This window comes from Paenibacillus sp. JJ1722 (assembly GCF_048282685.1).
Taxonomy (GTDB): Bacteria; Bacillota; Bacilli; order Paenibacillales; family Paenibacillaceae; genus Paenibacillus; species Paenibacillus polymyxa_B.
This window is the reverse complement of sequence record NZ_CP182500.1, coordinates 2099039-2113663: the sequence shown is the minus strand read 5'-3', so window position 1 is coordinate 2113663 and position 14625 is coordinate 2099039. Positions and strand designations below refer to the sequence as shown.

Annotated in this window: 14 protein-coding genes; 3 read left to right on the top strand and 11 right to left on the bottom strand. The window is 44.5% G+C overall.

The genetic code is table 11. From position 1 onward, the window contains the following. Positions 1 to 2: 2 nt before the first annotated feature. Positions 3 to 563 (bottom strand): GNAT family protein, encoded by a 561-nt coding sequence (locus ACM1ND_RS09610; RefSeq protein WP_339201851.1) that lies wholly within the window; start codon positions 561 to 563, stop codon positions 3 to 5. A 59-nt stretch (positions 564 to 622) separates the two neighbouring features. Then, a complete protein-coding gene (locus tag ACM1ND_RS09605; protein WP_069292104.1) occupies positions 623 to 985 on the bottom strand; it encodes a DUF2500 domain-containing protein in 363 nt (120 codons plus the stop codon). A gap of 407 nt (positions 986 to 1392) precedes the next feature. Here ACM1ND_RS09605 and nrdI point away from each other — a divergent pair, with 407 nt between their 5' ends. From nrdI to nrdF, 3 genes are all read left to right on the top strand, one after another. Further along, entirely contained in the window at positions 1393 to 1752 is a 360-nt protein-coding gene (nrdI, locus tag ACM1ND_RS09600) for a class Ib ribonucleoside-diphosphate reductase assembly flavoprotein NrdI (RefSeq protein WP_016819181.1), read from the top strand. After that, complete coding sequence (nrdE, locus tag ACM1ND_RS09595; RefSeq protein ID WP_023988084.1) at positions 1739 to 3823, top strand: class 1b ribonucleoside-diphosphate reductase subunit alpha; 2085 nt, start codon at positions 1739 to 1741, stop codon at positions 3821 to 3823. The genes nrdI and nrdE overlap by 14 nt, the downstream gene beginning before the upstream one ends. Before the next feature lie 220 nt (positions 3824 to 4043). Then, on the top strand, positions 4044 to 5009 hold the full coding sequence (gene nrdF, locus ACM1ND_RS09590) for a class 1b ribonucleoside-diphosphate reductase subunit beta (RefSeq protein ID WP_025723500.1): 966 nt from the start codon (positions 4044 to 4046) through the stop codon (positions 5007 to 5009). A gap of 193 nt (positions 5010 to 5202) precedes the next feature. Here the strand turns inward: nrdF and ACM1ND_RS09585 are convergent, their stop codons facing one another. The 9 genes from ACM1ND_RS09585 to ACM1ND_RS09545 form a co-directional block, all read right to left on the bottom strand. Next, positions 5203 to 6456 carry an MFS transporter gene (locus ACM1ND_RS09585; RefSeq protein ID WP_418027620.1) on the bottom strand — a complete coding sequence of 418 codons (1254 nt, stop codon included), beginning with the start codon at positions 6454 to 6456 and terminating at the stop codon, positions 5203 to 5205. 156 nt (positions 6457 to 6612) lie between these two features. After that, positions 6613 to 7086: a MarR family transcriptional regulator gene (locus ACM1ND_RS09580; protein ID WP_023988081.1), complete on the bottom strand. Its 474-nt coding sequence runs from the start codon at positions 7084 to 7086 to the stop codon at positions 6613 to 6615. A 160-nt stretch (positions 7087 to 7246) separates the two neighbouring features. Beyond that, positions 7247 to 7672 carry a VOC family protein gene (locus tag ACM1ND_RS09575; protein ID WP_053325184.1) on the bottom strand — a complete coding sequence of 142 codons (426 nt, stop codon included), beginning with the start codon at positions 7670 to 7672 and terminating at the stop codon, positions 7247 to 7249. A 91-nt stretch (positions 7673 to 7763) separates the two neighbouring features. Next, positions 7764 to 8417, bottom strand: a complete 654-nt coding sequence (locus ACM1ND_RS09570; RefSeq protein ID WP_418027619.1) for a hypothetical protein — start codon at positions 8415 to 8417, stop codon at positions 7764 to 7766. A gap of 22 nt (positions 8418 to 8439) precedes the next feature. Then, positions 8440 to 8979, bottom strand: a complete 540-nt coding sequence (locus tag ACM1ND_RS09565; RefSeq protein ID WP_053325183.1) for a GrpB family protein — start codon at positions 8977 to 8979, stop codon at positions 8440 to 8442. 90 nt (positions 8980 to 9069) lie between these two features. Beyond that, on the bottom strand, positions 9070 to 11178 hold the full coding sequence (locus tag ACM1ND_RS09560) for a class I SAM-dependent methyltransferase (protein WP_028542794.1): 2109 nt from the start codon (positions 11176 to 11178) through the stop codon (positions 9070 to 9072). Between the two features lie 122 nt (positions 11179 to 11300). Beyond that, complete coding sequence (locus ACM1ND_RS09555; RefSeq protein ID WP_305954065.1) at positions 11301 to 12833, bottom strand: NAD(P)H-binding protein; 1533 nt, start codon at positions 12831 to 12833, stop codon at positions 11301 to 11303. Between the two features lie 237 nt (positions 12834 to 13070). Continuing rightward, complete coding sequence (locus tag ACM1ND_RS09550; protein ID WP_231517263.1) at positions 13071 to 13415, bottom strand: DUF3024 domain-containing protein; 345 nt, start codon at positions 13413 to 13415, stop codon at positions 13071 to 13073. Between the two features lie 235 nt (positions 13416 to 13650). After that, the gene (locus tag ACM1ND_RS09545) at positions 13651 to 14622 is read right to left on the bottom strand and encodes a family 43 glycosylhydrolase (protein ID WP_068940562.1); all 972 of its coding nucleotides are present in this window, start codon (positions 14620 to 14622) and stop codon (positions 13651 to 13653) included. Between the last annotated feature and the right edge of the window lie 3 nt (positions 14623 to 14625).

The window sequence follows — 14625 nt, the reverse complement described above, 5'->3', positions numbered from 1 at the left end:
TCTCAGGATTCCGTCGCTTGCTCTGCAGCCTCGTATTCACCGCGCAAAATCCCCATCTGAATAATGTCATAATAGTGCCCTTCCCTGAATAGCTTTTCCCGTAGCCGACCTTCCTCCTTGAAGCCGCATGCCAAATAGCAACGGTATGCACGTTCATTGAACGCATAGACCTCCAGCTCCAGCCGATGCAGGTTCAGCGTATGAAATGCGAATTTTTGTAACAGCCGGATCGCCTCCCGTCCGTAACCTTTGCCCAGGTCACCTTCACGCCCGATCACAACACCAAGGGTAGCGTGCCGATTTACCCAGTTGATTTTGAATAAATCCAGTTGTCCGATATAGTCCAGTGTGTCTTTATGCGCAATGACAAAACCTTTGATCTCGGGGTTGCCGTCAATCATCATCTGCACAAAGGATTCGCTATTCACCTGTGAATGCGGGTAGATAAACACGTCGCTTAAACCACGTGTGATTTCCGGGTCATTGACCCATTTTCGGATATCTGGTACATCTTCTTGACGGTATTCTCTCAATACTATTCGTTTTCCAATGATATGCGGCATCGTAATCTTCCCTCCAATTATGTATTTGTTTTGGCAATACTATCTCCCCGCCAACACCTTTACGCTTCCATTACTCTCACAAACTCTAGAAAACGTGTACCTTTATAATGAAGCTCCCCACGATCCCCGATCACAATCATACCAAAGTCCGTATCCTTCACCTCCAGCTCCATACGCTCACCCCCGTCAAACTCAAAGGTGATATAATAATATGTCGAAGCTGAAAAATCGCCTGATCCCCCACGCACTCTCGTCCGTTTATCCACAACCTTACATGAACGTTGTACCCGTTCGGCTGCTTGATTGGACAGGCCCGCTCCTATCGTTTTGACAATTCCCATAATCATTACAAAAGCAATGAGTCCAAATACGATAAAAAAGATCATATTAAACGATTGAAATTCCATAAAATCACTTCCCATTTGCTTCATCCTTTCTACAGTAAAATGTAAATTTTCCATTCTATTGCCCATTGACAAATCGTACATCTTCACCCTCAAAAACTCCAATACTTTTTTAACATACTTACGAAAAAAAAGTTCTTTCGCTCTTTTCCGCACCCCGCTTGGACTTATACCCGATCTGGGTCCGCTGATCCCCTCTAGACCGATTGACAAAACTATATATAGATATAAAATAGAGAATGTACTCTAAATATAGTGTAAAAAACGTATTTATGCCCGATATCTTGAAGATACAGGTATGAAAATACATGTAAATATAGAGTCAAAAATTTTAAATGGCACAGCCAGCAAGGGATTCCAGCTATGATGGATCTCAGGCAATGCCGTTTTCTTTTTTCGTTAATTGTTTAAGGAGGTTGCATACCATGCTGATTGCATATGATTCCAAGACCGGCAATGTAAAAAGATTTATAAACAAGCTCAAGCTTCCAGCGGTTCAGATCGAGGAGCAAATGACTATAGAAGAACCTTACGTACTTATTACATATACAACCGGGTTTGGGCAGATACCTGAGAGGGTATCTTCCTTTTTGAAAAAAAATGCACAAAACCTTGTTGGTGTAGCTGCAAGCGGCAACCGTAACTGGGGTGAGAAATTTGCCAAAAGTGCGGATTTGATTGCCGACCACTATAATGTCCCCGTAATTAGTAAATTTGAATTATCTGGAACGTTCGGAGATGTAGAGCGTTTTAAACAGGAGGTGAGCCGAGTTGCGGCATATTGAATTGAACAACATGTTGATGAAACGCGATACAGACGGCTTTTTCCAATTGGAAAAGGACCAAGAGGCTGTAGCGGAATTTATGAAGGAAGTTCAGGAACGGAGTTTGAAGTTTGCTGACACAGCCGCTCAAGTACTGTATATGATTGAGAATGATTATTACGAAAATTTCTATAACAGCTACACGGCTGACGAAATTAATGATATTTTCCATATCACTCATAGCTATAATTTTAAATTTCCTTCCTATATGGCAGCATCCAAGTTTTATACCGACTATGCAATGAAAAGTAACGACCGTAAAGTCTATCTGGAACATTACCCTGACCGGGTTGCTGCTGTCGCGCTGCATTTAGGACGCGGTAATGCCGATACGGCACGCCTGTTGTCCCGCTCGATGATGGAGCAACGTCTCCAGCCAGCGACGCCAACCTTCCTGAATGCAGGCAAAAGCCGCCGTGGGGAATTGGTATCCTGCTTCCTGCTCGAAATGGACGACTCCCTGAACTCAATCAACTATGTGCTGAACACCTGCATGCAGTTGTCCAAAATCGGCGGAGGTGTTGCCGTTAATCTGTCGAAGCTGCGGGCACGCGGTGAAGCGATTAAGGGTGTAGAAGGCGCAGCAAAAGGCATAATGCCTGTGCTGAAGCTGATGGAAGACGGCTTCTCCTACGCAGATCAAATGGGACAACGTAAAGGTTCTGGCGCAGCCTATTACAACATTTTCGGATGGGACGTGCTTGAGTTCCTGGATAGCAAAAAAATCAATGCTGACGAAAGAGTACGTCTCAAGACACTTTCTATTGGATTACTGGTGCCAAACCGCTTTTACAAGCTGGCTCAAGATAATGAACCGCTGCATGTATTTGCTCCTTACAGTGTGTTCAAAGCCTATGGAACGCATCTGGACGACATGGATTTGGATGAAATGTACGACACGCTGCTTGCTGACGATCGGGTGAAGAAAAAAATAGCGATGAGCGCACGTGACATGCTGACGAAAATTGCCATGATTCAGTTGGAGTCTGGTTATCCATATATCATGAACAAAAGTAACGCGAACCAGGCACATGCTCTTAAAAACGTGGGTCAAGTCAAGATGTCGAACCTATGCACGGAAATCTTCCAGTTGCAGGAAACCTCCGAAATTACAGATTACGGACAACAGGATACTATCCGCCGGGATGTGAGCTGTAATCTGGCTTCTCTGAACATTGTAAATGTGATGGAACATGGTAAAATTCGCGAATCTGTTCATGAGGGTATGATCGCGCTCACTTCAGTCAGCGATATGACCCAAGTAGCTAATGCACCAGGTGTTGCGAAAGCGAACCGTGAAATGCACTCCGTCGGTCTGGGTGTTATGAATCTGCACGGCTACTTTGCCAAAAACAAAATTGCGTATGAAAGCAATGAAGCAAAAGACTTTGTCCGTACCTTCTTCATGACGATGAACTATCATTCCATCGAAAAGAGTATGGAAATCGCGAAAGTAGCTGGACAAAGCTTTTATGGATTTGAGGAATCGGATTATGCGACAGGCGTATATTTTGACCGATACCTGAACACAGATTATCGTCCGACAACTGCACGTGTGCAAGAACTGTTCAAAGGCATCTATGTTCCGACTTCAGCGGACTGGGACAAATTAAAAGCAGATGTGATGAAAAATGGCCTGTACCACGCCTATCGTATGGCAATTGCGCCGACTGCTAGCATTTCGTACATTCAAAATGCAACATCCAGCGTCATGCCGATTGTTGAGCAGATTGAAACCCGTACCTATGCCAATTCGACGACCTACTATCCAATGCCTTATTTGCAAAAGGATAACGTGTTCTTCTATAAATCCGCTTATCAAATGGATCAGTTCAAAGTGCTTGATCTGATTGCAGAAATCCAGCCGCACGTGGACCAAGGGATTTCGACCGTGCTTCATGTGAATAGTGACGTGACTACGCGTCAGTTAGCACGTTGCTATCTGTACGCCGCACACAAAGGACTTAAATCGTTATACTACACACGCACCAAAAAGCTGTCTGTGGAAGAGTGCCTCACCTGCTCCATCTAAAACATAAATGGTAACAAACTGTAGTATAAAAATTAGATTTTGAATAGATATGGATGCTTTGCATTAGAAGCTGTATCCAGCGTGTGGTTCAGACCTTTTACGGGACTGGACAAGACCCTCGCGGATACAGCTTCCGTATGTCAAGCATACGATGATTCGCCTGCACTATTTCAATATGTGTTTCCAGGGAATCTCGCAAGCTGAAGGGAGAATGCTAACAATGACAGGTATACAAGCTGTAAACTGGAATCGCTCGGACGATGATTTCACACTGATGTTCTGGAACCAGAACATTATGCAATTTTGGACGGATGATGAAATCCCGTTGTCTGACGATAAAATGTCCTGGGTAACCCTCAGTGATATCGAAAAAGAAGCCTACATGAAGGTGCTGGGCGGATTGACGCTACTGGATACCATTCAAGGCGGCGTGGGTATGCCGCAAATTATGGAGCATGTGGACGGACTGCAACGCAAAGCCGTACTAAGCTTTATGGCGATGATGGAACAAATTCATGCCAAGTCGTACAGTAGCATCTTTACAACGCTAGCTTCCACGGAAGAAATTGACGGTGTGTTCCGCTGGGTGGAAGAAAATCCACATCTCCAAACCAAGGCAGAAACCATTCGTCAGTATTATATGAATATCCACACACCCAAAGACCTGTATCTCGCTATGGCAGCGTCGGTGCTGTTAGAAAGCTATTTATTTTATAGCGGCTTCTTCTACCCTCTTTATTTGGCGGGCCAGGGCAAGCTGACATGCAGTGGAGAAATTATCGATTTGATCCTGCGGGATGAAAGTATTCACGGTGTGTACGTAGGTGTACTGGCACAGGAGATTTATGCAGAATTGGCCGAGGAAGAACAACGTGATCTTTACCAGACGCTGGTAGGCTTGCTCCGCTACTTGCACAATAACGAGGAACAATACACCGAGCAAATTTACACTCCTATTGGACTCGTAGACGATGTGAAAGTCTTTTTGCGCTACAACGCCAACAAGGCCATGATGAACTTGGGCTTTGATCCACTGTTTGAAGAAGAAGAAGTTAATCCCATTGTATTCAACGGTATCAGCACCCACACTAAGCAGCATGATTTCTTTTCTAAAAAAGGAAACGGCTATGTGCGGGCGATGAATGTAGAGCCGCTGACAGATGATGATTTTAATTTTGGCGTATAAGTACAAATACGTGAAATTAATTTAGCAAGGTGATACTATGAAGAGCCATCCGCATACGGATGGCTCAGACTGTAAACAAAGTAGATAGTTTACATATTTCAGGATTTTGCAAAATTCGATTCCAGTCGCTCCGAAGTGCAAGATATAGACGAACTATACCATTTCGATCTATATCTTGTTCATTGGAAGTCGCTTATGGGATTTTTGCAAAATCCTCATTTACTTGCGTTCGCTTATATAAAACTGGTATTGCCGCTGCTATAAGGATCATACCCATAAAAGTGGGTGCGGCATGACCAAGTGACACATAGATTTGACCTCCAATGATAGGCCCAATCATTCTTGCTAAAGCCTGAATAGATTGACTACCTCCTTGAATCCTTCCTTGTTCACTAGAATCGACAGACTTGGAGAGCATCCCATTGAATGAAGGCCCAAAGATCGAATCACCAAAACCAAATATAAACATTCCAGCGATAAAAAGAGGATAGAATGAGAACAAAGTAGATAGCGCAATAAGACTGTAGCCTATAATCTCCGAAACCATTCCAAGAATTGCTATCTGTTTATCATTAAGTTTTATCAAAAGCTTTGGCATGATGAAACCTTGTGAAATGATGTCTTGGAAGCCCATAATTGAAAACATAAGTCCGATTAGTGCAGGCTTCCAACCGAAGGTATCCATTGTAAATTGTGAAAAAACGGCCTGTAAAGATCCGTTGGGTATCCAAAGTAAGAACGCCGAGACAAGTAGCCTTCTTAAGCTTTTCATGGAAAGTATGTTTGCAAGCTGTGTAAGTGGATTCAGTCTTACAAAGGTAATCTCTTTCAGTCTATTATTCTTGGCAAGGCTCTCTGGCATAAAAAAGAATCCATAAACAACATTCAATAAAGTTATGATTGCTCCAAAATACATAGGTACAGAATAACCAAACTTGGCAAGTAATCCGCCTAGAGTTGGGCCAATGACAGTGCCTACACCTACAACCGCACTCACCCATCCAAAGTATTTGGTTCTCTGTTCTGGAGGAATGATGTCTGCAAAATATGCGAAGATCGTGCTTATGCTCCCACCTGTTATCCCCTCTATTATGCGTCCCGCAAATAGTACCCATAGAGCTCCTCCTATGCCAAAAACCAAGTACCCGATTGCGGAACCCAAAAGGCATACTAAGAGCAATGGACGACGGCCATATTTGTCACTCAGAGCTCCAAGTACGGGGGCCGCAAAAAACACGCAGAAGGCATAAACAGAGGTCAGCAGCGTGACAACGATAGCTTGTTGTCCCGGATTGCTTATATAAGGCTGTACTAAGAATGGAACGACAGGTGCTATGATACTGAAGCCTATTCCGCAAAGAAATACAGAGATAAGGCCGAATATTAAAGCGTGTTTATCTACAATTTGTTCTGTGTTCTGTTCATGGTGTGATCTAAATTTGAACACTTAAATTCTCCCCTTAAAAATTGTTATTTTGCTTCCAAGGAAGCAAAAATATCGTATCACAGTTTTGCTTCCTCGGCAACAAAAAAGTAGCAAAAAAAATGCAGCCCGTTCTCAATAGAACCCAGCTGCCTGTGGTTTGATTTTCATTATTCAAATTTATTCCGACTTAATATCTACACCCTGTTTCTTTATTTCTGCATCCAAATGCCTACTATACTTTTCCAGGAAGCTAATCATACTGTCAAATTGCTCCTCAGTTACCTGCTCAAATACAGCTTTATCCCGCTCTTGAAACTCTTTGTGCAGTTCCTCATGGATTTTATAGATTACTTTCCCTTGCTCCGTAAGCCTAAAATAGATTTCTTTCTTGTTATCCGGCTTCTGGTAGCTTTCGATAATGCCTCTTTTTATGAGCTTCTTAGTTATTTTACTTATGGCACCGCTAGTCATATAAAGGGACTCCGCAAGTTTTGTCACGTTGGAATCTACATTTCTTTCAATGTATTCGATGCAATGTACTTCAGAAGACTTATAACCCTTAAGACTGTCTTCCATCTTATCCTTATTAAGCCAAACCATCTTGTTATATAAGTCCCTGAAACCCATTATGACCTGTTCTTCTTTGTTCATGGCCTGTCCTCCCACCCGTTGGTGCATTAACAACATAATATAATATATTTTTGTTTCTATTTCAACAATAATAAAATCATTATTTATTCTAGGAATTGAACTATACGTAAAAAAAACGGCCAGATCGCTAAAGTAGCGGAATCGAGCCGTTTTCCATTTCTTAAGACCGAGCCTCTGTGAACATTTGAAAGGTGACACCAAACTTGTCTGTTACATTCCCATAAGCGGGACTAAAATGGGTTTCCTGCAAAGGCATTCCCACCTGTCCTCCTTGCTGTAGAGCATCAAACATTTTTTGAGCTTGCTCCACACTATCGGTTGTAATACAGATACTCACCTGATTTCCGCTGCTAAACGGTGATCCGGGAAAGGTATCAGAAAACATGAGCTCTGTCTCACCCACTTTAAGGGTAGCATGTCCCACACGTTCCTTGACCTCTGCGGGAATGGGAAAATCGGGGTTTTCCGGCATTTCCCCAAAGGTTTGAATAAAAAGCAGTTGAGCATCCAATGCCTCTTCATAAAATTCGATTGCTTCTTTTGCATTTCCATCCATCGTGATGTAAGGAATCAAACGTTTGGACATCTTCAACACAGCTCCTTTAATTCGAGGTGATTACCCAGCCATTTCTCCTGTATTATATACAAAACTTGTCAAGAAAAACAAATCTGTATTCTTAGCTTTCATGCACCTGAACGCCAAGCTGCTTTAGCTCCTTTATCGCTTCCGTAACGTTACGCTGTGGATGAAGCGCAGAGATCATCTGTGCAGTGATTGGAACGCCGTTGAAAATCTGGCTTACCACCCCTAGAGAAATCGGCAACTCATAGTAACTTTCAGCCCAATCCTGATATTCCTCCGGTGTAACTATAATTTTCCCCAGCAAAAAGGATGAGCCATCGTCATACGCCTCGGGAATGTTCGCATTGCCCATACGCCACTCCTTATCTTCCGCTTTCCTCCACATACAAAAGGTAACGTCCTCCTTCTCCAGGGCTTCGTCTTCCAAAAGCTCCATCATATCATCAGGCACACCGTCGTACATGCCCGGCCAAACCTCATATTCGTCTCTCGCATGAGGACTTACAGGGGATTCGTGGTCAAAACCCTTCAACAGCACACCTCCACGCGTCCATAGCATATGAATCGTATCTCCAGCGCCGTTGTTCACCTCACCCAGGCATACATCACCAGACCATTCAGATTGCATACGATACGTGCGTAACCAATCTTCTGGGGACAATATAATGTCCAGCGCTGACAGCAGCATCATTCTGTCTTTTAAACCATTCGGCGTTACCAGTGCATCAAGCATCATATTCTTCATCATTCCTCCACCTTGTCCATGCGTACTAAGAATTCATCTGTCCCTGCCTATATCTTTCAAGCTTCGCCCGCTCAATCACCTTCCGAATGAATGGTCCTTTGGCTTCGGTATACGCTGCACGGTCATATTTGAATTGGTACGCCAAATCTTTTTTTAAAGTATCATACGCTCGCAGGCTATCAGGATGCGCTTTTAAGTAATCTCTGAACAATAGATGGTTTTCCCAATGCTCACCTTTATACTTGTAAATATGCAAGTGATGAGTCCCAGCTCCCCATTCTCCACGGCGAAAGAAAGCTCTCTCTGGAAAATCAGGCTTATGTACATATTCATATTGAAACCCTTGTAGACGCTCTCGATGTTCGGATTGAAGACTTGCCAACTCTTCTACTCCAACCATAATATCAATAATAGGCTTGGCTCCCAGATTAGGAACGGACGTACTACCGATATGCTCTATGCCGACACATACATCTTTGAGAGCCTCTACAATTTTCCTTTGCTCTCGCATATACTCTTCAGCCCACTGCGGGTCATACCCGGATATTTCCACCTGCGAGGACATACATGAACACACCTCCACTAGCTTTCTAAAAAATGCCTTCCAATCGTGCTTGGCACAAATCAGAAGGCATTCTCTTGTTCAAATTAAAAATCATTCAGCAATTCCAGCCCTATTATTCGGCTTCTCAATCACGATCAGACAGGTACTGTCTGGCAAAGGAACCCGCTGGCCCTGCTCATCCATGAACTCAACACGGCTGGACAGCGCCTCGGCATAGCCCTCCTGTAAATAATGGCGGCTCACCCGGATAATCGCTTGTGATCCAAGTGTGTTATGGATACACTCTTCATACTGTGACGGGGTAAAATAACCAAACTGCTCCTGCACTTCATGCACATAGGCTTCCGCCCCCCATGTATAGGTATATAGAAATTCCATCGCATCGTTCACTGGCAAAACAGCCTCATGCTCACCCACACGCTCTATTTCAATGTGGCGGCCTGCAAAATCTTGCGCATACCGCATCAGCCATTCCATTCCGTCCGGCTCCAAGAATCGAATTCGTCTGCGCTGCTCTACTGGTTCGGTCATAATACCGTCACGAATGATGATACGCCCGCCGGGTGCAAGCACACGATAGGCACTCTGCAAAGCAGCCTCCACCGTTTGTGGATTGAACCGAATTCCATCTCGTTCGATGTAGGAATAGAGCTCGTGAAGAATCGAAGAGAAGATGACCGTGTCCATGCTCCCCGTTTCCACATATTCCTCCAACCGAAGCGCATCTCCTTTGATGACATCCCAACGATGGCGCTCCAATTGCTTTTTACGTTTAAGTGCCTCAATGACATTCACAGAAATATCAAGACCTAATGGCTTCGCATCTGGTCTTTCCTGTTCGATCAGATCCAGCAGCACGCCCCCGCCGGGTCCAATATCCAGTATGCGGGTTCCCGTCACGTAATCCAAAATGACCCTTTTGTAATCTACGGTCTGGTTCATATCTGTAAGATACGTTTCCTCATTGTGAAAGCGATCATAAGCATCACGCCGTAATCCGAACAGATCGAACAGCAGCAGGACTGCTTTGTCATACAGAGGCGTTTTTTCTGCTTCAATACAAAAATCGATTAGTTTCTCAGCCGCAGATGAAAATACAAAATTAAAAAATACAGTACTCGGCAGCTCCTCTTTGTGCTCCACGATCACACTCAAATGAGGATTATGCTTCCGTTTCCCTTTTGAGATGTCCTGCCAGGACAGTGCACTTAAATATTTTTCTATCATTCGTTTTTTATATACGTTAATTTTCTTGACACCACGATAGTCATAATACATCGTATTCATAAGCGATTCGAAGCTGATATGGCGAACGGTCGCAGGCTGTTCCTGCCCCGTCCCATCCCTTAATGTGAGTAAGAATACCTTTACCAGTTCTTGAAGTGAAAAATCCTGCAAAGCTGATTCTACATACCAAAGTGTCCGATTCTCCAACGGAGCCAGCGCCTTCTCTACATTCAACTCCTGCTCTAGTTCTGTGTAAGCCTGCTCGAACGGCTCTCCTTCATGAATCGAAACCGACCGTAATCTCTCCAGTCGCTCCTTTACACTCCAGACTACAGGAGCGTTATCCCATGCAATCCAGCCGATCAGCTGCTCTACTTCACTGCGTACTTGGTCCCATAATGCAGGTTCTACCCCGGCGATAATACACTCGTTCAGGGCCCGTAAAACAAGCTCCAGTTCCTCAGAGCTCAGCCAGCCCTTACGAGTAATTTCAAGCAGCAGTCGATTTTCCGCAAAAGGAATTTCTCCCCGTATATATTGCCCGATCAATCCATGCGTCTCAATCAGAATTCGGGTCATGCTATTGCGTGGGTACGCAGGGGACTCCGCTTGGGCCTGTCTGACATACAGTTGGGAGGAGCCAATATTATGTACAAATAAATTAATGCCCTCATGCTGCCAGCGTAGCCGTTCGCGGACTGTGCCTCCTTTGGCTGTCTCAGACCACACCAACACATCCTCCAGTAGCTCTTTAACCCAGAATGACAATGGAAGTCCGTCCAAAATAAGCAACGTACGCTCCACGTAATCCAGTACAGGATTGGCATCCTTTAACTCACCTATAGATCGAATGCGTTCCAAATTTACAATACGCTCCTCAGCCGAAACAAGCAGCTTTAACCAAGTCGGTGTATCCCAGGCCAGATCATTTTCTTTCCTGTAATTAGCAATGGCTTTTAACGATTGCAGCATTTTTCTCACCTCGTGTGATTCGGATTCGGTATGCACAGGAGACTTTGGATAGGACATTTGGATAAAACCTTGTATATATTACACTTTACCATACATTTGTAGCTTCCATCTCGTGGAAAATATTAAACATTTGTATCAATCAACCGCTTGACATACTTGCCAAACGCATACATAACCCCCAAATGTACTTTGGCCTGTGTATATTTATAAATAAACCAAGGCAGCGATGGCACATAATCATGAATGGCTACGACACAAATATTTGTACCGGGAATTTGCAGGAACTCAAGCCTGCCGCGATGGTCTTCCTTTACAGTGGCAAAAGTACCTCCTGTGATTCGATAGAGTGCAAACTCAGAGGTGCTCTGCGCACGGTCATAAATCATTTCTAACAACGGCTTTCGACTACCCAAGAGATACAACTGATAGGTATCCGGGCCTCCTGTCTCGACACGCACCCAAGGTTTTGCAAAGACCGGAAGCCAGGCCAAATAGCGTTCTCCGGCCCATGTTGCATCCTTACCAGGCGGGAGTTTGATCCGTTGCACCGAGCGTACATCAGATTTTAATGATCGAATTGCTGACTTTAACGGCTTTTTGGACTTGCTATGGGAATTCTTCTTATGCCGATATTCTTCTTCCTGCTCGAGTGAGGTTCGAGCTGCTTTGTCAAAGGAAATCTTCCCATCGCTGATGCCTTGAACCTTATGTTTCCGTTGCGCCACCATCGGATGAGCCAAGCTTTCAATCAGCGGATAAGCCATCTCTTTGGGGGCTCCAGTCACTAGGGTAACCCAAAGGCGGGACAGTTTGATCGTCAGCAACGGCACATTAAAAAAGCGACGCTTTTTATCCATTATTTCCGCTGTTCTTTGCATCATTTCTCTATATGTCATAACCTCCGGCCCGCCTACGTCTATAATTTGTTCATCAAGAGTACGGTTGCCGATGCTCCGATCCAGCGCATTCAAAATATCCTCCAATGCAATCGGGTGGGTCTTGGTTCGGGTCCAACGAGGTAGAATCATGACTGGTAATCTGCGAACGAGCTTGACCAAAATTGGAAACGATGAACCCTGTGGGCCGACGATCAAGCCTGCACGAATTGTGGTTACAGGTACTCCAAAAGACTTCAATACACGCTCAACCTCCAGACGGCTGCGTAAATGTCGGGATAGTTCATCCTCACTTGTATGCTCGGGAAGGATACCGCTCAAGTATACAATCTGCTTCACCCCGTTATTACGCGCTGCCCGGGCAAAATGCTCTGCCAAAATCACATCCATATCCTCAAATGTTCCTTGTGTCAGCTTCGCTGAGGGCAGCATGGAATGAATGAGATATACGGCATAATCCGCTCCATGTAATCCTTGATTTGCATCCTCCATGGAAAAAAAATCACACGAGCGCCATTCCACGTGCTCTGTATTTTTACGCTGATCTCCACTGCGGGATAAGGCAATGACATCTGCATGCTCAGTCAGCCTCTGCAGCAGATTATGCCCGATATAACCACTGGCGCCTGTCAGTGCAATTCGGGATCTGCCTTTTGGATACAATGCTTCACACTCCCGCTCTACTTGTCTTATCTCAGGTTCCGGTCGATACTGCTCATCTATACGCCTTTGTCTGTCATTACGTTGCTGCTCATTCACTACACACCGCTCCCCACTCGTTATCACGCTCTGTGTTTCACATACCCTGATTTACAGTGCCCGTAACAAGCCCCATGACAAGACATGGAAACGTAAACTAGACAGTGCCACCCCAGACAAAACAAATGACCGTAACTTCCATATAAGGAGTTACGGTCAGCCTGTTTACTTCCATATATAGTTTAACGGGACGACTCCCACTACCTCCATCTTCCGAACTTATCATTCTGCACTTCGTTAACCTGTCCAAAAAATACCTGCTGGATCTATTTCTACCTGTTCGAGCTGTTCTTCAAAGCACGGATTAGGTGCAATCTCTTTTACGCGCTGCCAGCTTTCAGCCTCTTGCCGGGCATATACATGCCAATGATTTTCCTCCCAGCGAAATTGGACAATGTCCGTGCGATCCCACGACTCAGTTTCATTAGAAGGCCTTTCCTCCGTCAAGATCAAACAGTTATCCTCTATTTGATAAATGAGCCGCACGTCAGAACGCACGTAGCCTGGCACCTTTAGCGCAATATAGCCATTCAGCAGGTATTCAACCTTTTTAACGGTAAACGGATCAATCCGCTTGTTCACGAGATTTCCACCCCTTGATCAATTCGTAAATATTACGATTTAAATATAGCAGAAATCGAAGTTTTTGAAAAGAGTCCTCATTGCCGTCCCAAAAGCAAAAAGATATCCTCCAGCCTGAAGGCTCAGAAGATATCTTATTACTCTTGTTATACGCAGTCGAATCATAATTCCCTATGATTTCTAGAAAGTTACAGTACCGCTGTGCAACACGTCAACCATCTATAATAGATTTCGCTTATTTATCAACAGAAACGCCATCTGGTGCTGGAATACCAAAATCAGGTGTTCCATCTTCCTTCCAGTTGAACGGCTGAACACGTGTATGACGATTCGGATCATACAGCGGATCACCTGTAATTTCCTTGTAGTTCCGGGCGTGATATACGATTACATCGCTACCGTCAGCAGCAACCGTAAAACTGTTATGACCTGGCCCGAATTGTCCTGTTTCCTCATTGGTGCAGAATACCGGCTCAGGTGATTTCGTCCATGATTTCGGATCAAGTAAATCCGCATTCTCATCTGCTGTCAACAGGCCCATGCAATAATTGTGGTCTGTGGCGCTAGCTGAATAACTGATAAAGATCCGCCCGTTCCGTTTCAGAACCGCTGCTCCTTCATTCACCTTAAAACCGATGATTTCCCAATCATATTCAGGAGTGGAGATCATGACCTGCTCACCGCGCAGCGTCCACGGATTGCTCATTTCAGAAATATACAGATTGGAATTACCGACGATGTCCGGGTCCTTCTGAGCCCACACATAATACAGAACTCCATTATGCTGGAAGGTTGTCGCATCGAGAGCGAACGTCTCCCAACGGGTTTTGATCTGTCCTTTTTCCACCCATTCCCCTTCTAGAGGATTAGCTGAATCATTTTCCAGCACGAACATCCGGTGGTCGAACAGGCCTTCCTTCGTTTCCGTTGTACGAGCTGCTGCAAAATAAATGTACCATTTGTCGTTAATATAATGAATTTCCGGTGCCCAAATGTTCGCACTTAACGGGCCCGTTTCATATTTGTGCCATACTGCGACAGGCTCTGCTGTACTCAAGCCTTGAATAGTACTTGCTCGTCGAACCTCAATGCGGTCATACTCTGGCACAGATCCGGTGAAATAATAGTATCCGTCACTATGCTTGTAAATCCAAGGGTCTGCCCGTTGCTCAATGACCGGATTATTAAAGGGTACAGATTGATTCATGGT

Bases quoted from the DNA above. Each gene is read 5' to 3' on its own strand.
- ACM1ND_RS09570 (WP_418027619.1), bottom strand. From the start codon at position 8,417: ATGATGAAGAATATGATGCTTGATGCACTGGTAACGCCGAATGGTTTA.
- ACM1ND_RS09560 (WP_028542794.1), bottom strand. From the start codon at position 11,178: ATGCTGCAATCGTTAAAAGCCATTGCTAATTACAGGAAAGAAAATGAT.
- ACM1ND_RS09575 (WP_053325184.1), bottom strand. From the start codon at position 7,672: ATGTCCAAACGTTTGATTCCTTACATCACGATGGATGGAAATGCAAAA.
- ACM1ND_RS09580 (WP_023988081.1), bottom strand. From the start codon at position 7,086: ATGAACAAAGAAGAACAGGTCATAATGGGTTTCAGGGACTTATATAAC.
- ACM1ND_RS09610 (WP_339201851.1), bottom strand. From the start codon at position 563: ATGCCGCATATCATTGGAAAACGAATAGTATTGAGAGAATACCGTCAA.
- nrdI (WP_016819181.1), top strand. From the start codon at position 1,393: ATGCTGATTGCATATGATTCCAAGACCGGCAATGTAAAAAGATTTATA.
- nrdF (WP_025723500.1), top strand. From the start codon at position 4,044: ATGACAGGTATACAAGCTGTAAACTGGAATCGCTCGGACGATGATTTC.
- ACM1ND_RS09605 (WP_069292104.1), bottom strand. From the start codon at position 985: ATGGGAAGTGATTTTATGGAATTTCAATCGTTTAATATGATCTTTTTT.
- ACM1ND_RS09545 (WP_068940562.1), bottom strand. From the start codon at position 14,622: ATGAATCAATCTGTACCCTTTAATAATCCGGTCATTGAGCAACGGGCA.
- ACM1ND_RS09565 (WP_053325183.1), bottom strand. From the start codon at position 8,979: ATGTCCTCGCAGGTGGAAATATCCGGGTATGACCCGCAGTGGGCTGAA.